This window comes from Affinibrenneria salicis (assembly GCF_008710095.1).
Genome location: NZ_VYKJ01000002.1, coordinates 115,327 through 135,593 on the forward strand (window position 1 = coordinate 115,327; position 20,267 = coordinate 135,593).

At 56.5% G+C, this 20,267-nt stretch carries 21 protein-coding genes and 1 other annotated feature; of the genes, 13 read left to right on the top strand and 8 right to left on the bottom strand.

What is annotated here, in order from left to right; all coding sequences use genetic code 11:
* Positions 1–19: 19 nt before the first annotated feature.
* The 10 genes from FJU30_RS05395 (at position 20) to ihfA (ending at position 9,488) form a co-directional block, all read left to right on the top strand.
* Entirely contained in the window at positions 20–268 is a 249-nt protein-coding gene (locus FJU30_RS05395; protein WP_395858505.1) for a YebO family protein, read from the top strand.
* 114 nt (positions 269–382) lie between these two features.
* Positions 383–1,759: an amino acid permease gene (locus tag FJU30_RS05400; protein ID WP_150433971.1), complete on the top strand. Its 1,377-nt coding sequence runs from the start codon at positions 383–385 to the stop codon at positions 1,757–1,759.
* 507 nt (positions 1,760–2,266) lie between these two features.
* Complete coding sequence (thrS, locus tag FJU30_RS05405; RefSeq protein ID WP_150433972.1) at positions 2,267–4,195, top strand: threonine--tRNA ligase; 1,929 nt, start codon at positions 2,267–2,269, stop codon at positions 4,193–4,195.
* Positions 4,196–4,198: 3 nt separating this feature from the next.
* On the top strand, positions 4,199–4,741 hold the full coding sequence (infC, locus tag FJU30_RS05410; RefSeq protein WP_150433973.1) for a translation initiation factor IF-3: 543 nt from the start codon (positions 4,199–4,201) through the stop codon (positions 4,739–4,741).
* A 96-nt stretch (positions 4,742–4,837) separates the two neighbouring features.
* Positions 4,838–5,035, top strand: a complete 198-nt coding sequence (gene rpmI / locus FJU30_RS05415; protein ID WP_150433974.1) for a 50S ribosomal protein L35 — start codon at positions 4,838–4,840, stop codon at positions 5,033–5,035.
* Between the two features lie 42 nt (positions 5,036–5,077).
* Positions 5,078–5,434 (top strand): 50S ribosomal protein L20, encoded by a 357-nt coding sequence (rplT, locus tag FJU30_RS05420; RefSeq protein WP_009112987.1) that lies wholly within the window; start codon positions 5,078–5,080, stop codon positions 5,432–5,434.
* A gap of 115 nt (positions 5,435–5,549) precedes the next feature.
* Positions 5,550–5,675: a sequence feature (Phe leader region), on the top strand.
* A complete protein-coding gene (pheM, locus tag FJU30_RS05425) occupies positions 5,556–5,600 on the top strand; it encodes a pheST operon leader peptide PheM (RefSeq protein WP_121514181.1) in 45 nt (14 codons plus the stop codon). It overlaps the preceding feature by 45 nt.
* A 125-nt stretch (positions 5,676–5,800) precedes the next feature.
* Positions 5,801–6,784 carry a phenylalanine--tRNA ligase subunit alpha gene (gene pheS / locus FJU30_RS05430; protein ID WP_150433975.1) on the top strand — a complete coding sequence of 328 codons (984 nt, stop codon included), beginning with the start codon at positions 5,801–5,803 and terminating at the stop codon, positions 6,782–6,784.
* A gap of 15 nt (positions 6,785–6,799) precedes the next feature.
* Positions 6,800–9,187 carry a phenylalanine--tRNA ligase subunit beta gene (gene pheT / locus FJU30_RS05435; RefSeq protein ID WP_150433976.1) on the top strand — a complete coding sequence of 796 codons (2,388 nt, stop codon included), beginning with the start codon at positions 6,800–6,802 and terminating at the stop codon, positions 9,185–9,187.
* 4 nt (positions 9,188–9,191) lie between these two features.
* Entirely contained in the window at positions 9,192–9,488 is a 297-nt protein-coding gene (gene ihfA / locus FJU30_RS05440) for an integration host factor subunit alpha (RefSeq protein WP_011411244.1), read from the top strand.
* Positions 9,489–9,593: 105 nt separating this feature from the next.
* Here the strand turns inward: ihfA and FJU30_RS05445 are convergent, their stop codons facing one another.
* Positions 9,594–10,112, bottom strand: a complete 519-nt coding sequence (locus FJU30_RS05445; RefSeq protein WP_150433977.1) for a transposase domain-containing protein — start codon at positions 10,110–10,112, stop codon at positions 9,594–9,596.
* Positions 10,113–10,495: 383 nt separating this feature from the next.
* Between FJU30_RS05445 and FJU30_RS05450 the strand changes: the two genes are divergently transcribed.
* A complete protein-coding gene (locus FJU30_RS05450) occupies positions 10,496–11,572 on the top strand; it encodes a malate/lactate/ureidoglycolate dehydrogenase (RefSeq protein WP_150433978.1) in 1,077 nt (358 codons plus the stop codon).
* A 9-nt stretch (positions 11,573–11,581) separates the two neighbouring features.
* Here FJU30_RS05450 and FJU30_RS05455 read toward each other — a convergent pair whose 3' ends face one another.
* The 3 genes from FJU30_RS05455 to nadE all read right to left on the bottom strand — a co-directional run bounded on the left by FJU30_RS05455 (position 11,582) and on the right by nadE (position 14,805).
* Positions 11,582–11,935 (bottom strand): nitrous oxide-stimulated promoter family protein, encoded by a 354-nt coding sequence (locus FJU30_RS05455; protein WP_150433979.1) that lies wholly within the window; start codon positions 11,933–11,935, stop codon positions 11,582–11,584.
* Between the two features lie 113 nt (positions 11,936–12,048).
* Entirely contained in the window at positions 12,049–13,767 is a 1,719-nt protein-coding gene (locus tag FJU30_RS05460; protein ID WP_150433980.1) for an ABC transporter ATP-binding protein, read from the bottom strand.
* Positions 13,768–13,980: 213 nt separating this feature from the next.
* Entirely contained in the window at positions 13,981–14,805 is an 825-nt protein-coding gene (gene nadE, locus FJU30_RS05465; RefSeq protein WP_150433981.1) for an ammonia-dependent NAD(+) synthetase, read from the bottom strand.
* A gap of 201 nt (positions 14,806–15,006) precedes the next feature.
* Between nadE and osmE the strand changes: the two genes are divergently transcribed.
* Positions 15,007–15,333, top strand: coding sequence for an osmotically-inducible lipoprotein OsmE (osmE, locus tag FJU30_RS05470; RefSeq protein ID WP_150434298.1), 327 nt, complete (start codon positions 15,007–15,009; stop codon positions 15,331–15,333).
* Positions 15,334–15,417: 84 nt separating this feature from the next.
* Here the strand turns inward: osmE and FJU30_RS05475 are convergent, their stop codons facing one another.
* The 3 genes from FJU30_RS05475 to hxpB all read right to left on the bottom strand — a co-directional run bounded on the left by FJU30_RS05475 (position 15,418) and on the right by hxpB (position 18,367).
* Complete coding sequence (locus tag FJU30_RS05475; RefSeq protein ID WP_150433982.1) at positions 15,418–16,806, bottom strand: L-cystine transporter; 1,389 nt, start codon at positions 16,804–16,806, stop codon at positions 15,418–15,420.
* A gap of 141 nt (positions 16,807–16,947) precedes the next feature.
* Positions 16,948–17,529 carry a metal-dependent hydrolase gene (locus FJU30_RS05480; protein WP_150433983.1) on the bottom strand — a complete coding sequence of 194 codons (582 nt, stop codon included), beginning with the start codon at positions 17,527–17,529 and terminating at the stop codon, positions 16,948–16,950.
* A gap of 166 nt (positions 17,530–17,695) precedes the next feature.
* Entirely contained in the window at positions 17,696–18,367 is a 672-nt protein-coding gene (hxpB, locus tag FJU30_RS05485) for a hexitol phosphatase HxpB (protein WP_150433984.1), read from the bottom strand.
* 334 nt (positions 18,368–18,701) lie between these two features.
* Between hxpB and FJU30_RS05490 the strand changes: the two genes are divergently transcribed.
* Entirely contained in the window at positions 18,702–19,241 is a 540-nt protein-coding gene (locus tag FJU30_RS05490) for a YniB family protein (protein WP_150433985.1), read from the top strand.
* 32 nt (positions 19,242–19,273) lie between these two features.
* Here FJU30_RS05490 and FJU30_RS05495 read toward each other — a convergent pair whose 3' ends face one another.
* Positions 19,274–20,137, bottom strand: a complete 864-nt coding sequence (locus FJU30_RS05495; protein ID WP_150433986.1) for a fructosamine kinase family protein — start codon at positions 20,135–20,137, stop codon at positions 19,274–19,276.
* Positions 20,138–20,267 lie beyond the last annotated feature (130 nt).

Sequence of the window (20,267 nt, forward strand, 5' to 3'; positions counted from 1 at the left end):
AGCTTCCGGAACGTTAGAAATGGTGTTTTCACTGCTGATCATGCTGCTTGTCGCGTTGCTCGGTTTTTTTATTATCCGGGCCAGCGTCAGGGCGAATGAGCAAATCAAACTATTACAGGAAATCGCCGAACAGCAGCGTGAACAGACGCTGTTGCTGCAGCGACTGGTCGGGCAGATCCCCGGGCGGAGCGACAGCGACGGCGTGACCGCCGGGCAGGCTGATATCGCCGATGCCGACGACTTCAGGCACGTCATCCCCGAACGTTAAGCCGTATCTCCCCTGATATTTCAATCACGCTCTTGACCTAAGTACCGGTGCGCAGCCGGTATTTTTTTATCGTTTTTTTACTTTTTCGACCCAGGACAGGAATTACAGACAGGCATGGATACACAGCAACAAAAATCTGATTTACAGCGCGGGCTGAAAAACCGCCATATTCAGTTGATCGCGCTGGGCGGCGCGATCGGCACCGGGTTATTTCTGGGGATCTCGCAGACGATCCAGATGGCCGGACCGGCGGTGATCGTCGGCTATGGCGTGGCCGGCTTCATCGCCTTTCTGATTATGCGACAGCTGGGGGAAATGGTGGTGGAAGAGCCGGTTGCCGGTTCGTTTAGCCACTTCGCCTGTAAATACTGGGGCAATTTCGCCGGTTTTCTTGCCGGCTGGAACTACTGGGCGATGTTTATTCTGGTCGGCATGGCCGAATTGACCGCGGTGGGAATTTATGTCCAGTATTGGTGGCCGCAGGTGCCAACCTGGGTGTCGGCGGCGCTGTTTTTCGTGCTGATCAACGTTATCAATCTGGTGAATGTCCGCGCCTATGGCGAGACGGAGTTCTGGTTCGCCATCGTTAAGGTACTGGCGATCGTCGGCATGATTCTGTTCGGCGGCTGGCTGTTGCTGAGCGGCACAGGCGGCGAACAGGCCGGTATCAGCAACCTGTGGCGCTACGGCGGCTTTATGCCGCACGGCATCGGCGGTCTGATTATGGCGCTGGCGATTATCATGTTCTCTTTCGGCGGGCTGGAGCTGGTTGGCATTACCGCGGCCGAAGCCGCCGATCCAGGCCGCTCTATTCCGCAGGCCACCAATCAGGTGGTTTATCGGATCCTGATTTTCTATATCGGTTCGCTGACCGTACTGTTGTCGCTTTACCCCTGGACGCGGGTGGTCGACGGCGGCAGTCCTTTCGTGCTGATTTTTCACGCGCTGAATAGCAACCTGGTGGCTAACATTCTCAATGTGGTGGTGTTGACGGCCGCGCTGTCGGTGTACAACAGCGGCGTGTATTGCAATAGCCGGATGCTGTACGGTCTGGCGCAGCAGGGCAACGCGCCGCAGTCGCTGGCTAAGATCAATGCGCGCGGCGTGCCGGTACGCTCGATTGCGCTGTCCGCGCTGGCGACGTCGGCCGGCGTCGCCCTCAATTACCTGATGCCCGGCAAGGCGTTCGCTTTACTGATGGCGCTGGTGGTTTCCACCCTGGTGATCAACTGGATTATGATCTGTCTGGCCCACCTGCGTTTTCGTCAGGCGATGATGCGCAAAGGATGCGAGCCGCGCTTTAAGGCCTTCTGGTATCCCTGGAGCAACTATCTGTGCCTGCTGTTTCTGGCGCTGATCCTGCTGATTTTGCTGTTTTCGCCCGGCGTGCGGATTTCCGTCATCCTTATCCCATTTTGGGTGGCGGCGATTTATCTGGGTTTTCTGCTGGCGCAGCGCGGTAAAAAAGCGGGGGATACGGCGGCAGAATAGGCCTCCTGAGCGTGAATCCACACGCGGCGGGCGAACCATTGCTCATTTTTATGTGACAATGTCACTTTTGTTGCTAACTGAAAACCACGTCATGGGGGCGTGGTTAGCCATAGGTTTTGGTTTTCGTCTTATTGTCTTTGGATTTAAATATTACAGGACTGGCAGCGACTTTTTTAAGGTTTGGGTACGCCCTTTCAGGAGGCAGTCAATGTCACTATCTATGAAGGTGGGATTTTACTTGTGCGCCGCGCCGCCGTTCTCCGGCCGGGACAAACAAAGTCACCGGCGAGTGCGGGCATCGTTCTTTCGTCAGTCGCGCAGAGCGTGTAATATAACCCTCCGCCCGCTAAGGGTGAGCGCGTCGCGGCCTTCACGCGGCGCCGGATTGCGCGCCAATTTGGCGATTGTGGGTTAAATTGATGGCGCAATGTTTTGATTTAAATACATAAACTCATTTTTTTGCATGTGATCTTTCGTGTGGGTCACCACTGCAGATAAGGATCTGGAATGCCTGTTATTACCCTTCCTGATGGAAGTCAGCGTCATTACGATCGCGCCGTTTCTCCTCTTGATGTTGCCCTGGATATCGGACCAGGTCTGGCTAAGGCCTGTATTGCCGGTCGTGTTAACGGCGAGCTGGTGGACGCCACCGATCTGATCGAAAAGGATGCGCAGCTGGCGATTATCACCGCCAAAGATGAAGCCGGTCTGGAGATTCTTCGTCACTCCTGTGCTCACCTGCTGGGTCATGCCATTAAGCAACTGTGGCCGGATACGAAGATGGCGATTGGCCCGGTGATTGACAACGGTTTTTATTATGACGTCGATCTGGACCGGACGCTGACCCAGGAAGATCTCGACCTGTTGGAAAAACGCATGCACGCGCTGGCCGCGACGAACTACGACGTCATCAAAAAGACCGTCAGTTGGCAGCAAGCGCGCGATGTGTTCGCCGCGCGCGGCGAAAATTACAAGATAGCGATTCTGGATGAAAACATCAGCCATGATGATCATCCGGGCCTGTATCACCACCAGGAATACATCGATATGTGCCGCGGGCCGCACGTGCCCAACATGCGCTTCTGCCAGCATTTCAAGTTGCAGAAGACCTCCGGCGCATACTGGCGCGGCGACAGCAAGAACAAAATGCTGCAGCGTATTTACGGCACCGCCTGGGCCGAGAAGAAGCAGCTGAACGCCTATCTGCAGCGTCTTGAAGAAGCGGCCAAACGCGATCACCGCAAAATCGGCAAGCAGCTCGATCTGTATCATATGCAGGAAGAAGCGCCGGGCATGGTGTTCTGGCATAACGACGGCTGGACGGTGTTCCGCGAACTGGAAGCCTTTGTGCGCATGAAGCTGAAGGAATACCAGTACCAGGAGGTCAAAGGGCCGTTCATGATGGACCGCGTCCTGTGGGAGAAAACCGGCCACTGGGATAACTATAAAGAGGCGATGTTCACCACCTCGTCGGAAAATCGCGAATATTGCATCAAGCCGATGAACTGTCCCGGTCACGTACAGATTTTCAACCAGGGGTTGAAATCCTATCGCGATCTGCCGCTGCGCATGGCCGAGTTCGGCAGCTGTCACCGCAATGAACCGTCCGGTTCACTGCACGGGCTGATGCGCGTGCGCGGTTTCACCCAGGACGACGCGCATATCTTCTGTACCGAAGACCAGGTGCGCGCCGAAGTGAACAGCTGTATTCGTATGGTGTATGACATGTACAGCACCTTCGGCTTCGATAAGATTGCGGTGAAACTTTCCACCCGGCCGGAGAAACGCATCGGCAGCGACGAAATGTGGACGCGTGCGGAAGAGGATCTGGCGGCGGCGCTGAAGGAAAACGATATTCCTTTTGAATATCAGCCGGGAGAAGGGGCGTTTTACGGACCGAAAATCGAATTTACTCTGCACGATTGTTTGGATCGCGCCTGGCAGTGTGGTACCGTACAGCTCGACTTCTCATTACCGGGCCGCTTAAGTGCGTCCTATGTCGGTGAAAACAACGACCGGCTGGTGCCGGTGATGATCCATCGGGCCATTCTGGGCTCCATGGAACGTTTCATCGGTATCCTGACCGAAGAGTACGCGGGCTTCTTCCCAACCTGGATCGCACCTGTTCAGGTCGTGGTGATGAATATCACCGACGGTCAGGCTGATTATGTCGCCGAATTGACCAAAAAGCTGCAGGATGCCGGTATTCGGGCTAAAGCAGACTTGAGAAATGAGAAGATAGGCTTTAAAATCCGCGAACACACGTTACGCCGGGTTCCTTACATGCTGGTTTGTGGCGATAAAGAGGTCGAGGCCGGAAAAGTGGCTGTACGTACCCGCCGCGGCAAAGATTTAGGAAGTCTGGATGTGAACGAAGTAATAGACACGCTGCTCAATGAGATTCGCAGCCGTAGTCTTCATCAACTGGAGGAATAAAGTATTAAAGGCGGAAAACGAGTTCAACCGGCGCGTCCTAATCGCATTAACAGAGAGATTCGCGCCCAGGAAGTTCGCCTCACAGGCGTCGATGGCGAGCAGATTGGTATAGTCAGTCTGAATGAAGCTCTTGAAAAAGCTGAGGAAGCTGGGGTCGATTTAGTAGAAATCAGCCCGAATGCCGAACCGCCGGTTTGCCGTATTATGGATTACGGCAAATTCCTCTATGAGAAGAGTAAGGCCACCAAAGAGCAGAAGAAGAAACAAAAAGTTATTCAGGTCAAGGAAATTAAATTCCGTCCTGGCACCGATGATGGCGACTATCAGGTCAAACTACGCAACCTGATTCGCTTTCTGGAAGACGGCGATAAAGCCAAAATCACGCTGCGTTTTCGCGGCCGTGAAATGGCGCACCAGCAAATCGGCATCGAAATGCTTAACCGCGTTCGTGACGATTTGAGTGAACTGGCGGTGGTTGAATCCTTCCCAACAAGGATTGAAGGCCGTCAGATGATCATGGTGCTCGCACCTAAGAAGAAACAGTAAGGCATTCAAGTAATGATTCCGCTGCGGCTCGCGCGGTAGCGGATGATTTCGCCTTATCTGATTCGTTGTAATTAACAATGCGAAGTGGAAATTAAAATGCCAAAGATTAAAACAGTACGCGGCGCCGCTAAACGCTTCAAAAAAACCGCCGGTGGCGGTTTTAAGCGTAAGCACGCTAACCTGCGTCATATTCTGACCAAAAAGTCAACTAAGCGTAAACGTCATCTGCGTCCGAAGGCTCAAGTCTCCAAAGGGGATCTGGGTCTGGTGATCGCTTGCCTGCCGTACGCATAAGTAACCTTTTTTAATTAAGAATAAGACTTCAGGAGAGAGCATATGGCTCGCGTAAAACGTGGTGTGGTAGCACGTGCACGTCACAAAAAAATATTGAAACAAGCGAAAGGTTACTACGGTGCCCGTTCGCGCGTTTATCGTGTTGCCTTCCAGGCAGTAATCAAAGCAGGTCAGTACGCTTACCGTGACCGTCGTCAGCGTAAGCGTCAGTTCCGTCAGCTGTGGATTGCACGTATCAACGCTGCTGCCCGCCAGAACGGCCTGTCTTACAGCAAATTCATCAACGGTCTGAAAAAGGCTTCTGTTGAAATTGACCGTAAGATCCTGGCTGATATCGCTGTATTCGACAAAGTGGCCTTCAGCGCACTGGTTGAAAAAGCGAAAGCTGCACTGGCATAAGTGAAGCGGAAGAGGGGGCTGGTCCCCCTCTTTTACTATTTGCTTCGCCGATAATCATATTGACTTTTACCGCCCGCGGCTTTTCAATAAGCCGGACAGACAACGACAAGGTAACGCAAGTATGCATACTGCTATTTTCCGTTTCTTTTTTTACTTTAGCGCCTGATTGCGGGGGGCTTTGCGCGTAAGAAAAGAAACGAAAAGTAGCGCTTAAGCCTCCCATCGCGGAGGCTTTTTTATTGTCTTGCTGATGCGCAGTGTGTTGTTTCTGCGTATAGGGAAACGGTCATGTCTGATGCCCTTTCTCTGATATGACGTTTTCTAATCACGATATTTGGCCCATACAGGCAGAAGAAGAGGAATACAATGCCACATCTCGCAGAACTGGTTGCCAACGCCAGAACAGCAATAGAAGAGGCCCAGGATGTTGCCGCGCTGGACGTTGTGCGCGTCGAATATTTAGGCAAAAAAGGTCAGTTAACCCTGCAGATGACTTCTCTGCGCAATCTGCCGGCTGAAGAGCGCCCGGCGGCGGGCGCGGTAATCAACCAGGCGAAACAGGAAGTGCAGGAGGCGCTCAACGCCCGCAAACAGGCGCTGGAATCAGCCGAGCTGAATGCGCGTCTGGCGGAGGAAACCATCGACGTTTCCCTGCCCGGGCGCCGCATGGAAAACGGCGGACTGCATCCGGTGACCAGAACGATTGACCGCATCGAAACCTTCTTTGGCGAGTTGGGCTTCTCCGTAGCGACCGGCCCGGAAATTGAAGATGACTACCATAATTTCGACGCGCTGAATATTCCCGGCCATCATCCCGCCCGCGCCGACCATGACACCTTCTGGTTTGACGCCACGCGTCTGCTGCGTACGCAAACATCCGGCGTGCAGATTCGCACCATGGAGCAACAGCGTCCGCCGATCCGCATCATCGCGCCGGGTCGCGTTTATCGTAACGATTACGATCAGACCCATACGCCGATGTTCCACCAGATGGAAGGGTTGATCGTCGATAAAGACATCAGTTTCACCAACCTGAAAGGCACGCTGCACGATTTCCTGCGTAACTTTTTTGAGGAAGATTTACAGGTCCGTTTTCGTCCGTCCTATTTCCCGTTCACCGAACCGTCCGCCGAAGTGGACGTGATGGGGAAAAACGGCAAATGGCTGGAAGTGCTGGGTTGCGGCATGGTTCACCCGAACGTTCTGCGCAATGTCGGCGTGGATCCGGACGAGTATTCCGGCTTTGCCTTCGGCATGGGGATGGAGCGTCTGACGATGTTGCGCTATGGCGTGACCGATCTGCGCGCATTCTTCGAAAATGATTTGCGTTTCCTCAAACAGTTTAAGTAAGGCAGGGATATCATCATGAAATTCAGTGAACTTTGGTTGCGCGAATGGGTAAACCCGGCGATCGACAGCGACGCGCTGGCGGAACAGATCACCATGGCCGGTCTGGAAGTGGACGGCGTGGAAGCAGTGGCCGGCGCGTTTCACGGCGTGGTGATCGGCGAAGTGGTCGAATGCGCGCAGCATCCCAATGCCGATAAACTGCGGGTCACCAGGGTCAATGTCGGCGGCGATCGCCTGCTGGATATCGTCTGCGGCGCGCCGAACTGTCGCCAGGGGCTGAAAGTCGCGGTGGCCACCATTGGCGCGGTATTGCCGGGCGATTTCCGCATCAAGGCGGCAAAACTGCGCGGCGAGCCGTCCGAAGGCATGCTGTGCTCGTTCTCCGAACTGGGCATCTCCGACGATCATAACGGTATCATCGAACTGCCGGCCGATGCGCCGGTGGGCGAGAATTTTCGCAACTGGCTGCAGCTGGATGATAACACCATCGATATCAGCGTGACGCCGAATCGCGCCGATTGCCTCGGCATCATGGGCGTGGCGCGCGATGTGGCGGTGCTCAATCAACTGCCGATCAATGAGCCGGTTATCGAACCGGTCGCCGCGACCATCGACGATCGCTTCCCGATAGAAGTGCGCGCGCCGCAGGCGTGTCCGCGCTATCTCGGCCGGGTGATCAAAGGTGTGAACGTCGCTGCGGTCACGCCGCTGTGGATGAGCGAAAAACTGCGCCGCTGCGGTATCCGTTCGATCGAGCCGGTGGTCGATGTTACCAACTATGTACTGCTCGAGCTCGGTCAGCCGATGCACGCGTTCGATCTGAATCGTCTGGCCGGCGGCATTGTGGTGCGTATGGCGGAAGAGAACGAAACGCTGACGCTGCTTGACGGCAGCGAAGCGCGTCTGCAGGCCGATACGCTGGTGATCGCCGATCGGGAAAAAGCGCTGGCGCTGGGCGGCATTTTTGGCGGCGAGCACTCCGGCGTAAATGCGGAAACTCAGGATGTGTTGCTGGAGTGCGCGTGGTTTAATCCGCTGGCGATCACCGGCCGTGCCCGCCGTCACGGTTTGCACACCGATGCCTCTCATCGCTACGAGCGCGGCGTGGATCCGGCCCTGCAGCAAAAGGCAATGGAGCGGGCGACGCGCCTGCTGATAGACATCTGCGGCGGCAGCGCCGGCCCGGTGATGGACGTCACCAGCGCGTCGGATCTGCCGGCGCGCGCTACTATCACCCTGCGGCGCGCCAAACTCGACCGGCTGCTCGGCCATGCGATCGACGATGAACAGGTGAGCGATATCCTGCAGCGTCTGGGCTGTCAGGTGGAAAAAACGGCTCATGGCTGGCAGGCGACGGCGCCGAGCTGGCGTTTCGATATGGAGATCGAAGAGGATCTGATCGAAGAAGTCGCGCGCATCTACGGTTATAACAATATCCCCAATATCGCCGCTCAGGCGCCGTTGACCATGACCCGTCACCGCGAAGCGAATCTGTCGCTGAAACGGGTGAAGACGCTGCTGGTCGATCGCGGCTATCAGGAAGCGATTACCTATAGTTTTGTCGATCCGAAGGTGCAGGCCTTGCTGCATCCGGGCGAGGAAGCGCTGGTGCTGCCGAGCCCGATCTCCGTCGAAATGTCGGCGATGCGTTTGTCGCTGTGGAGCGGGCTGCTGAGCGCGGTGGTATATAATCAGAATCGTCAGCAAAGCCGTCTGCGTCTGTTCGAAAGCGGTCTGCGTTTTGTGCCGGACAGCGCCGCCAATATCGGCATTCGACAGGATGTCATGCTGGCGGGCGTTATCGCCGGCAGCCGTTTCGAAGAGCATTGGGATCTGGCGCGCCAGGCGGTCGATTTTTACGACCTGAAAGGCGACGTGGAGGCGGTGCTTGAGCTGACCGGCAAACTTTCCGCCATAGAATTTAAAGCCGAAAGCAATCCGGCATTGCATCCGGGCCAGAGTGCTGCTATTTATCTTGACGGGGAACGTATTGGTTTCATTGGTGTTATACATCCGGAACTGGAGCGTAAGCTGGATCTGAATGGACGCACGGTGGTCTTCGAACTGCTTTGGAACCGGGTCGCAGACCGCGTGGTGCCTGATGCGAGCGATATTTCACGTTTCCCGGCGAACCGTCGCGACATCGCTGTTGTGGTGGCTGAAAACGTGCCGGCTGGCGATGTTTTAGCCGAATGTAAGAAAGTTGGCGCAAATCAGTTAGTTGGCGTAAACTTGTTTGATGTGTACCGTGGCAAGGGTGTCGCCGATGGGTATAAGAGCCTGGCTATCAGTCTGATCCTGCAAGATAGCGCTCGTACACTTGAAGAAGAGGCAATTGCCGCAACGGTTGCGCAATGCGTAGCGGCACTAAAACAGCGATTCCATGCATCCTTGAGGGATTGAACCTATGGCGCTTACTAAAGCTGAAATGTCTGAATACCTGTTTGAGAAGCTGGGGCTGAGCAAACGGGATGCCAAAGAGATAGTCGAGCTGTTTTTTGAAGAGGTTCGTCGTGCTCTGGAAAATGGGGAACAAGTCAAACTGTCCGGTTTCGGCAACTTTGATTTGCGAGACAAAAACCAGCGTCCTGGACGTAATCCAAAGACGGGCGAAGATATTCCTATTACGGCACGTCGCGTGGTGACGTTCCGTCCGGGGCAAAAATTGAAAAGCCGGGTGGAGAACGCTTCTCCCAAAGAGTAAGCGCGCCCCTCGCGCCGCTGTCAGGAGATCGCGGCTCCCGGTTAGTCCGGCGCCGCTGACAGCGCGTTGCCTTCTCTCAAAAGACCGCTTTCGGGCTAACACCGTTCACTTAAGATGTTTTGAGTGAACGGGATACTGGGTTTTTGAGATTCGAACGGTCCTCTTTTTGGGCCGTTTTCTCTTTTCTGGCAGGATAAATTGCTTCACATTCTCCCGCATTTTCTTCAGCTTCGTCGGGATCGTCCCTGGTTTACCCAGTGAACACCAGATGAGTTCATCCTGGATCAGTCTCATCGCCATCACGAAACTTATCCGCAGTGGCGGCACTTTTAACCGCTGACGTGCCTGGGCAATGGAACTGGCAGCGAGAGTCTCACCTTCCTGCGAACTCAGGACGAGGTCGAGTTTTATCACAACGTCCGTGATGGAGCGGTCGCGGTACAGGCCCATGCCCACAATCAGCCAGACCACGAGTTCTGTGAGGAGTTTACGTTTACGGATACTGGCTTTATTCGTGGAATCAAGAATCTGAGAAATCCACTCAAGGGGAATGGCACGCTGAAAACAGGAAAGTGAAGCGGGTTCAGCCCAGGTCTGGGTATCGTCAAGCCAGGTTGAAAGCATAAAAAAGCCCCATCAGAGAATTGATGAGGCTATTGTCGTCTACCCACCGGATCGTTCACCCGATCATGTTGCTTAACCGATCGGTGTTAGCTTTCGGGCGGTCTTTTTACGCCTGAATCCTTCATGCAGGCGCTCGTTTTTCCGTTCCCTGCATCTTTGCCGCCGCCGTTTACCGCAACCGGTCATCCGGCCGGACAATTCTGCTGTTTAAGAGGATAAAAGAGGTTTTATCCTGGATGAATTCGGCAGTAGGATAGTTTCTTTATCCCCCGCGTTCGCGACCGGATTTCTGCTCGCACCGGCGGCGTTAAGCGTCGTGCCTTACCTGATCGCGTACAGGTAGATAAGCGAATCAACTCAGCCAAATCTGAAAAGGACAGAGGATGCGAATCTCACAGCACAGGTTAAACAGTATTGCCCGCACCTTATTGCAACAGGCGGGGTGCGGCGAACAAGAGGCGGAGTGCGTGGCGGACCACCTGGTCGCCGCCAATCTGAAGGGACACGACAGCCATGGCGTAGGCATGTTGCCGGACTACGTTGAATTTATTCAGCAGGGCATTATGCATCCGAACACTCCGGCCCGGCTGGTGCGCGACGGCGGCGCGGTGCTGCAGTTCAGCGGCGACCGGGGCTTCGGCCAGCGTACCGGCAAAGAAGCGATGCAGGCCGCCATTGAACGAGTGAAAAGCACCGGCGTCTGCCTGATGACGCTGTCCACAACCTGCCATCTCGGTCGCATCGGCACCTACGGCGAAATGGCCGCCCAGGCCGGTCTGGTGTCGATTCACTTCGTCAACGTCAACGATTTGCCGCCGCTGGTGGCGCCCTGGTGCGGCCGCGAGGCGCGCTTTGGCACCAATCCGATCTGTATCGCTTTTCCGGCCGGTGAGAAACACCCGGTTTTCATTCTCGATTTCGCCACCAGCATGGTGGCGTTGGGCAAAGCGCGTGTGGCCTGGCTGGCGGGCAAAACCTTCGATGACGACGTGCTGCTGGATAGCGATGGCCAGCCGACGGCCGATCCGAGCGTGATGTGGGAAGGCGATAAGCCGGGCGCGCTGCGGCCGATAGCCAAACATAAAGGCGGCGGCCTGATTCTGGCGGCGGAACTGCTGGCCGGTATTCTGTCCGGCGGCGGCACCATCCAGCCGGGTAACGAACGTAAGGGCGCCATCGTTAATAATATGACGACGCTGGTCATCGACCCGTCGGCGCTGGTATCAATGGCGTGGCTGCAGAAAGAGTACGATGCGATGCTGGATTACGTTCAGTCTTCCGCCGCGCCCGATCCGCAGCAGCCGATCCTGATCGCCGGCGAGCCGGAGCGCCAGAGGCGTCGTGAACGCGGCCAGCAGGGCATCGTTATCTCCGATGCGGAATGGGAGAGAATCAGCGCGGCGGGCATCTCGTTAGGCATGCGGCGCGAACAGTTCACGCCCGACGGCGACGTTGGCTGAGCCGGGCGGTTATTTCCTGTCTGACCGCCTGCCGGCCGGCGGCGCCGGACGCCGATCGTCGATCAGATGACGGATCGCCAGAATCGGATGATGCAGCAACATTCGCGGTCCGGCCCAGCGCATAATGATTTTGATCGCCGCGCGCCGGGCCGGTTGATAGCAGTGGATCGGGCAGTTTTTGCAGGCCGGTTTCTGTTCTCCGAAATAGCATTTCTCCAGCCGTTTTTGCGCATACTGTAGCAACAGGGCATAGTGCTGGTCGTCGCCGGCCGGCGTCGGGTGGGCCTGCTGGTAGAGTTCGATCATCAAACCAACGGTGGTCAGTTCCCGCCGGCGTCGTTTACCTGGGGGCGAATTACGCATAAGACAGCACTCTGAATGCGGATGATAGCGGTATTGTTGCAGATTAAATGCTATTTTAACAGCGAGCGCCGCGGCGAAGTGAACGTCGTCGCGGCGGAGGTTATGCGCCGGGTTCAGGCATGGCCGAATTGGGCGTAGTGCAGGCTGGCATAGGTGCCGCTGTGCGCCAGTAGCTCCCGATGGCTGCCCTGTTCGATGATCGTGCCGTTATCGACCACCACGATGCGGCTGGCGTTCTGAATCGTCGCCAGACGGTGGGCGATAATCAGCGTGGTGCGACCGGCGGAGAGCTCGTTGAGCGACTGCTGAATGGCCTGTTCCGTCGCGGTATCCAGCGCCGAGGTCGCCTCGTCGAGGATCAGGATCGGCGGATTTTTCAGAAAGATCCGCGCGATTGACAGCCGCTGTTTCTGGCCGCCGGAAAGCTTCACGCCGCGTTCGCCCACCAGCGTATCCAGCCCGTCCGGCAGACTGGCGATCAGCTCGTCCAGCCGCGCGCGCCGGGCCGCCGCCATGATCTCCTCATCGCTGGCGCCCAGCTTGCCATAGGCGATGTTCTCCCGGATCGTGCCGCCAAACAGGAATACATCCTGCTGAACGATGCCAATCTGGCTGCGCAATGAGGCCTGGGTCATATCGCGAATATCAATGCCGTCGATGGTGATGCTGCCGCTATTGAGGTCGTAAAAGCGCGGCAGCAGCGAGCAGAGCGTGGTCTTGCCGGCGCCTGACGGGCCGACGAACGCGACGGTCTCGCCGGCGCGGATCGTCAGGTTAATCCCGTTTAGCAGCGTGCGCTGCGCAGAATAGCCGAAGGTGGCGTCGCGCCAGACGATATCGCCGCGCAGCTGGTCCACCACGCGCGCGGCAGGACGGTCGGCGATATCCGGTACGGTATCAATCAACTGGGTAAAGCGTTTGAAACCGGCAATGCCTTTCGGGTAACTTTCCAGCACCGAGGTGATTTTAGCTATCGGCCGGAAGAAAACTTCGATCAGCAGTAAAAAACCGATAAAACCGCCGTAGGAGAGCTCGCCGATCAGCACGTAGCGGATGCCGGCCACCATGACAATCAGCTGAACCAGCCGCGTGCTGAGGTAGCTCAGCGTCAGGCTGGTGGTCATGATGCGGTAGGCCTGCAGTTTGGTACGGCGATAACTTTCGTTATCGCGCGCGAAAAGGCGTTGCTCGTGGGTCTCGTTGGCGAACGCCTTGACCACCCGAATGCCGCCCACGCTTTCCTCAATCCGCGCGTTAAAGTTACCGATCTGGCCGAACAGACGGCGCCATGTCTCGGTCATGCGCGCGCCGTAGCGGCTGACTAAAAAGGTCATAAACGGCACGATGACGATGGTCAGCAGCGCCAGATGAACGTGCACGGTCAGCATCAGAATAAAGGCGCCGATGAAGGTCATGATGGCCAGAAATAGATCTTCCGGGCCGTGGTGGGCAACTTCGCCCACTTCTTCCAGGTCTTTCGTGACGTGGGTAATAATATGGCCGGTCTTCATATTGTCGAAATAGCGGAACGACAATTTCTGCAGGTGGTTGAACGCCTGGCGCCGCATATCGGTTTCAATACCGACGCCGAGCGCGTGGCCCCAATAGTTGACGATCGCCATCAGGCCGGTGTTCAGTATATACACCACCAGCAGCAGCACCGAGGCCAGCAGGATTAACGCCCAGTCCTGAGCCGGCAGCAGCTTATCGATAAACATCTTGATGGCCATGGGAAAACCCAGTTCCAGCAGGCCCGCCAGAATCGCACAGCCGAAATCCAGCAAGAATAACCCTTTATAAGGTGCGTAATAAGAGAAGAAACGCCGTAACATACAACAGCTTACCAGGTTAATGAAATATGCTTTCACTATAACAGGTTATCCTGTCGGGGCGATGACAAAACGGATAAAAAAAGCGCGGATGATTGACGGCGCAGGCTGGCTTAACGGGAGAGACGACCGACGGCGCGACGCGGGGCGTCGGCGGCGGGGAGAAATACAAGACGGGCTGCGCTGCCGCTCGGCCCGCCTGCGCTTTAGCGCGAATTAACGCCAGAAATCATCAAACACGGTCACCGGCGGCCGACGTTTATGCTCGGTTTTACGGTACCAGTTTTCGATGGTCGCGGCGGCGGCCGGATCGATGCTTTTCCCTTCCAGGTAGTCATCGATTGACTCGTAGCTAACGCCCAGCGCGACTTCGTCCGGCAGGGCCGGGCGATCTTCTTCCAGATCGGCGGTCGGCGCCTTGGTATAGAGGTGCGACGGGCAGTTCAGCGCCTTCAGCAGCGCTTTCCCCTGGCGTTTATTCAGCCGGAAAATCGGATTGATATCGGTGCCGCCGTCGCCGTATTTGGTGAAGAAACCGGTCACCGCTTCGGCGCCGTGGTCGGTGCCGACCACCAGCCCGGCGTGCATGCCGGCGATGCTGTACTGCGCCTTCATGCGCTCGCGCGCCTTCTCATTGCCTTTGACAAAATCGGACAGCGTGATGCCGATATTTTTCAGGGTTGCTTCGCTGGCGTCCACCGCCGGTTTAATATTGACGGTGAACAGTTTATCGGGCTGGATGAAGCCGATGGCATCCTGACAGTCGGACTCGTCCGCCTGCACGCCATAAGGCAGCCGCACGGCGATGAACTGATAGCTCTCATCGCCGGTTTCGTTGCGCATTTCGCTAATGGCGAGCTGACTCAGTTTGCCGGTCAACGTGGAATCCTGACCGCCGCTAAGGCCGACGACCAGCGATTTAACGAACGGATGCGCCTTCAGGTAATCCTTCAGAAAATCGATGCTGACGCGGATCTCCTGTTCAGGATCGATAACGGGCTTAACACCCAGCGCCTGAATAATGTCTTGTTGCAGTGCCATATTCCATGTCCTCCCGGAAATATATCGCCAAAGTCTTAGGCCGATTGTAAACGATCTGGCGGAAAGAAAAAGGATAAGCGAAACCGGCGTCGAATTGCGTGTTTTTTTACTATCAATGAGGCATTTAGCCCGGGATCGATTTGAAAAAACGCCCGTTGTCTTCTAGCCTTAACGGTGACGCCTAATCAACGAGGTAACATGATGAAGAATAACAGACTAATACTTTGTGCGGCAGCGGCTCTGGTTATCCTGTCTGGTTGTACGGCCTATGACCGGGCGGCAAGTTTCGTCAATGAACCGGTAGTGAAAGACGTGAAGACGGGGATGACGAAGGAACAGGTGCGGCAGATTGCCGGGCCGCCTTCAACGGAGATTACCATGGTTCATGCGCGCGGCACCTGTAGCACCTATGTTATTGGCCAGCGCGACGGCAAGCTGCAGACCTATTTTGTCAGCTTCAATGATACCGGTCACGTGATGAATAAAGGCTTCCAGAGCTGCGAAGAGTACGATTCCAACCCGAGTTAAGCCTGTTGTGATCGATAAAAAAACCGGATGCGCCTCGCGGCTCTCCGGTTTTTTTTCGCCCTCAGGACGCGTGATGGCGCGGTGTTAATGCCGGGCCAGTTCAACGTCTTGTCGGGAAAAGATCGTTTTGTCCGTCTGTCTCAGTAACTGGCTGGTAACCGTCCCGGCGGTCATTGAGCCGCTGACGTTCAGCGCGGTTCGGCCCATATCGATCAACGGTTCGACCGAAATCAGCAGCGCCACCAGCGTGACCGGCAGCCCCATGGCCGGCAGTACTATCAGTGCGGCGAAGGTCGCGCCGCCGCCGACGCCGGCCACCCCGGCGGAACTGACGGTAACGATACCGACAAGCGTGGCGATCCACACCGGATCAAACGGGTTGATGCCGACGGTCGGCGCCACCATCACCGCCAGCATGGCCGGATAAAGCCCGGCGCAGCCGTTCTGGCCGATGGTGGTGCCGAAAGAGGCGGCAAAACTGGCGATCGATTCAGGTACGCCGATGCGTCGCGTTTGCGCTTCGATACTGAGCGGGATGGTGGCGGCGCTGGAGCGACTGGTAAAGGCGAAGCTGAGCACCGGCGCGATTTTGCGGAAAAACTTCAGCGGGTTGATGCCGGTGAAGGTCAGCAGCAGGGCGTGTACGATGAACATCAGAACCAGACCGAGGTAGGATGCGACGACAAAGCCGCCGAGTTTAATGATCTCCTGCAGGTTGGAACTGCCGACCATTTTAGTCATCAGCGCCAGTACGCCGTAAGGGGTCAGACTCATGACCAGACGTACCAGCTTCATCACCCACGACTGCAGCGTATCGATCGCTACGATGACGCGTTCGCCTTTGGCGGCGTCATCTTTTAACAGGCGCAGCGCGGCGACGCCGAGAAACGCGGCGAAGATCACCACGCTAATAATGGCGGTGGGGCTGGCGCCGGTCAGTTCGGCGAACGGGTTCTTCGGAATAAACGACAGCACCAGTTGCGGTACGTTCAGGTCGGCGACTTTACCGATATAGTTGTTTTCAATCGCCGACAGGCGGGCTGTCTCCTGCGCGCCCTGCACCAGTCCGCCGGCGTTCAGGCCAAACAGACCGGTCACCAGCACGCCGATCAGCGCCGCAATCAGTGTGGTAAACAGCAGGGTGCCCAGCGTCAGCAGGCTGATTTTGCCCAGTGAAGCGGCATTGTGCAATTTTGCCACCGAACTGAGAATAGAGACAAAGACCAGCGGCATAACAATCATCTGCAGCAGCTGCACGTAACCGTTGCCGACAATGTTGAACCAGCTAATCGACTGCTTAACCACCAGGCTATCGCTGGCGTAAACCAGGTGCAGGGCCAGTCCAAACAGCACGCCGAGCGCCAGCGCGAACAGCACCCTCCGGGCCAGACTCCAGCGGTTTTTGCCGCTGTAATGCACCAGCGCCAGTAACAGAATAAAGACTATGATGTTGAGTATGAGTGGAAAATTCATCCGACCTTCTCCCGGATAATCAATCAGGCTCGTCGAGCCGGTAATAAAACGGCGGACAGGATATCAGGTCTGTTGTTGTTTGGTCGTCATAAAAAAGAATTAACTATTCCATACTTCCTTATTACCCGATGATTATTGTGCCTATTTAAGATTTAGCAGACGGATAAATTCAAAACGGATACTGTTGACCAGTCTTGCCGGCTGTTCATAGTTATAGCTGGTGAGCGCTTTCTGCGGCAGCAGCATAGCGAAAAACATCAGGCCGAGGCACAGCGCGCGCTCCAGCTGATTACCCTGCTGTGAATTGAGCAGCGGCAGACAAAAACGCCAGCGGCAGGGCCAGAGCAGGGGAACGCCGGCGGAGGTCAGCATATCGGCGATGATATGGCTGAGATAGCCGATAATCATGGCGTGCCAGGCGTCGGACGGAATGATCCAGCCGGCGGGCAGACGGGTATGGATAAACCACAGACCGGCGACAATCGCCAGCAGGCTGTGGGTAAAACCGCGATGGCCGAATGCGCGTGCGATCGGCGCGGAAATCCATTTCAGGCGCTGCCCCAGCAGCGATTTGGGATGATCGATGTCCGGCAGCAACGACGTCAGCAGCGCGCCCGGGATCAGATGCCACCAGTCGCCCGCCGCCAGTTCGGGCGACAGTTCGACCTTATGGGCGAAAATCACGCAGGCGACGGAAAATATCAGATGTCCTTCCGCGGTCATAGGGCTTCTCGAATGAAACTGTTATTTTATACAGTATAAAAGATTCGCGCGGCAGGGGGAAGTTGTGACGGCGTAACTATTTGTGACGCCGTCGGTGAAAGCGACGCGCAGCGCCGGCCAGGTTAAGACGATGGACCGGCGGCGCGGCGTAAGTCGGACGCGTTGTTTAGCGGCCGAGCAGGTCCGCAGATTGCAGTTCCAGCAGCGAACCGAGTTTCCGGTTGGCGAGGCTCCAGCGCGCATCGTCGCGCAGTTCGGCCTGCGGCACGACAATCGAACGCATGCGGGCCGCTTTCGTGGCGATCACGCCGTTGAGCGAGTCTTCCAGCGTCACGCACTCGAGCGGATTCACGCCGAGCTTTTCCGCCGCCTGCAGATAAACTTCCGGGTGCGGTTTGCTGTAGGGCAGGTGTTCGGCCGAGACCAGAACGTCGAAATAATCGCGCAGATGAAATATCTCCAGCACGCGCTCCAGCATAAACAACGGCGAGGCCGAGGCCAGACCGACCTTCAGTTTCAGCTCGCGGCACAGCTGCAGCGCCTGTTCGACGCCGGGCAATAGCGGGCGGCGCTGTTCAACCAGCGTCAGCGCGCGCTCGATAATCTGCTGCACTACCTGCTGTCGGCTGGGGCTGGTCCAGGGCGCGTGGTGATACCAGAGGTCAACGACCAGATCGATGCGTAATCCCAGAGTATCCAGCATGGGGTCTTGCAGCGAGATATTGAGACCCAGCTCGCGGATGACGTCCAGTTCGGCGAGATCCCACAGCGGTTCAGAATCAATCAGTAATCCGTCCATATCGAAAATAGCGGCTTTAACGGTATAAGCACCTGACATGCCTGGCTCCTTTTAGCGCAATAAAATGTACTCGTCATGTTTCAGATCGCAGGTGCGTTAGCTGCGCTGAATTATTCAGCCCATCGCTGGAATTCTTCCCTGATGCTCCTCCTTCGGGCAGCGCCGGCGTTGTGGAAATCGGTCACAGACCGATTTGTCCGTTGCTTGCCGCCTTACCTGCAACCTGAATTATGTAGACTATGGCTACTGTATCACTCTGCGTCAGGAAGCCAAACCGCCGTCGCCCGGCGAGTGGATGCAAAACGGCGAGCGAATAGCGCCGACAACGGGTAAACTTAGCCGGGTATCGGGGACGTCACAACAAGGGGAACTCATGACGTATCAACAGGCCGGGCGTGTGGCCGTGGTTAAACGTATCGCAGGGTGGCTGGTTTTTATTCCGGCGCTGCTGTCCACGCTCGTTTCGCTGGCAAATTTGCTTTATCAGCATAGCGAGAAAAAACCGGGCATAGATGCCGTGCTGCTCGACTTCGTTCATCTGATGGTGGAGATGATTCGCTTTAATACGCCGTTTCTGAATATTTTCTGGTTTAACTCGCCGGTGCCGGATTTCGACCGTCTGTCGAGCGTCGCCACCATGATGTTCTGGTTAATTTACATTCTGATGTTCGTCGGGCTGGCGCTACAGGTTTCCGGGGCCAGGATGACGCGCCAGGTGCGCCACATTCGCGAAGGTATTGAAGACCAGTTGATTCTGGAGAAAAGCCGCGGCAGCGAAGGGCGCAGCCGCCAGCAGCTCGAAGAGCGCATCGTGCTGCCGCGTCATACCATCCTGCTGCAGTTCTTTCCGCTGTATATTCTGCCGCTGATCGTCGCCGTGATCGGCTATCTGGTGCTGCGGCTGTTGGGCTAAGCGAATCCGCGGCCGGGTGCGGACGCGCGGCATCAGTAGGGATAGAGGATTTTTTCGACCGCTTTCTGCGCGTTGATGATGTGCGGACCGCCAAACAGGTTGGCGCGGTTGAGCAGATAGTACAGCTGATAGATGGGCTGGCGGTCGATAAATCCTTTATCCAGCGGCCAGACGCTCTGGTAGCCATCATAAATTTGCGGCGGCAGCGACGGGTAGAGCGGCAGCATCGCCAGATCGCACTCCCGGTCGCCCCAATACACCGCCGGATCAAACAGGTAGCCGCCGGTCGCGCTGCTGGCGCAGTTGGCCGGCCACAGGTCGCCGTGCAACAGCGACGGCTGCGGCTGGTGGCCGTGCAGCTTTGCTTCAATCAGCGCGATTAACGGGTCGATATCGCCAAAGGAAAGCCCTTTTTCCGCCGCCAGCTGCAGCTGCCAGCCAATGCGCTGCTCGGCAAAAAACGACGACCAGCGCCGCTGCCAACTGTTGGGTTGCGGCGTGGTGGACAGGTCATTATCGAAGTCCAGCCCGAACTGCGGTTGATCGCTCCACTGATGCAGCCGCGCCAGACTTTGGCCGAGACACCAGGCGCTGTGGGCGTCGAGCGGTTTGGCCGGAATATACTCCAGCAGCAGAAAGCTGTTGTCGCGATCGCTGCCTGTGCCGTACACCTCGGGGACGCGCACGGTGCGGCTGCGCGCCAGCAACGCCAACTGATCGGCTTCGGCGGTAAATTTGGGCAACATTTCGCGCACATCGCATTTAACGAACACATCGCGTTCGCCGTGCCGAACCCGCCAGGCCGGATGCATTTCGCCGCCGGTTAGCTGCTGGCGTTCTCCGGGGTGCGCCGGACCGAAATAATCATCCAGCAGACGGTTAATGGCTTGCCACATGATCAGCTCCCGTGTTGTTGTCATTCATCAGGTTAGCGCGTTAACGCGAATAAAAACGTAACCTGGCGCACAGCGCGCTAAATCTTACCGCGCCCGCCGGCGCGGCATCAGACCGTATAGCCGAGTCCCG

Bases quoted from the DNA above. Each gene is read 5' to 3' on its own strand.
- thrS (WP_150433972.1), top strand. From the start codon at position 2,267: ATGCCTGTTATTACCCTTCCTGATGGAAGTCAGCGTCATTACGATCGC.
- FJU30_RS05460 (WP_150433980.1), bottom strand. From the start codon at position 13,767: ATGTTACGGCGTTTCTTCTCTTATTACGCACCTTATAAAGGGTTATTC.
- hxpB (WP_150433984.1), bottom strand. From the start codon at position 18,367: ATGTCAGGTGCTTATACCGTTAAAGCCGCTATTTTCGATATGGACGGA.
- rplT (WP_009112987.1), top strand. From the start codon at position 5,078: ATGGCTCGCGTAAAACGTGGTGTGGTAGCACGTGCACGTCACAAAAAA.
- nadE (WP_150433981.1), bottom strand. From the start codon at position 14,805: ATGGCACTGCAACAAGACATTATTCAGGCGCTGGGTGTTAAGCCCGTT.
- FJU30_RS05475 (WP_150433982.1), bottom strand. From the start codon at position 16,806: ATGAATTTTCCACTCATACTCAACATCATAGTCTTTATTCTGTTACTG.
- FJU30_RS05490 (WP_150433985.1), top strand. From the start codon at position 18,702: ATGACGTATCAACAGGCCGGGCGTGTGGCCGTGGTTAAACGTATCGCA.
- FJU30_RS05495 (WP_150433986.1), bottom strand. From the start codon at position 20,137: ATGTGGCAAGCCATTAACCGTCTGCTGGATGATTATTTCGGTCCGGCG.
- FJU30_RS05395 (WP_395858505.1), top strand. From the start codon at position 20: ATGGTGTTTTCACTGCTGATCATGCTGCTTGTCGCGTTGCTCGGTTTT.
- ihfA (WP_011411244.1), top strand. From the start codon at position 9,192: ATGGCGCTTACTAAAGCTGAAATGTCTGAATACCTGTTTGAGAAGCTG.
- pheS (WP_150433975.1), top strand. From the start codon at position 5,801: ATGCCACATCTCGCAGAACTGGTTGCCAACGCCAGAACAGCAATAGAA.
- FJU30_RS05480 (WP_150433983.1), bottom strand. From the start codon at position 17,529: ATGACCGCGGAAGGACATCTGATATTTTCCGTCGCCTGCGTGATTTTC.
- FJU30_RS05400 (WP_150433971.1), top strand. From the start codon at position 383: ATGGATACACAGCAACAAAAATCTGATTTACAGCGCGGGCTGAAAAAC.
- rpmI (WP_150433974.1), top strand. From the start codon at position 4,838: ATGCCAAAGATTAAAACAGTACGCGGCGCCGCTAAACGCTTCAAAAAA.
- FJU30_RS05455 (WP_150433979.1), bottom strand. From the start codon at position 11,935: ATGCGTAATTCGCCCCCAGGTAAACGACGCCGGCGGGAACTGACCACC.
- pheT (WP_150433976.1), top strand. From the start codon at position 6,800: ATGAAATTCAGTGAACTTTGGTTGCGCGAATGGGTAAACCCGGCGATC.
- FJU30_RS05450 (WP_150433978.1), top strand. From the start codon at position 10,496: ATGCGAATCTCACAGCACAGGTTAAACAGTATTGCCCGCACCTTATTG.
- FJU30_RS05445 (WP_150433977.1), bottom strand. From the start codon at position 10,112: ATGCTTTCAACCTGGCTTGACGATACCCAGACCTGGGCTGAACCCGCT.
- osmE (WP_150434298.1), top strand. From the start codon at position 15,007: ATGAAGAATAACAGACTAATACTTTGTGCGGCAGCGGCTCTGGTTATC.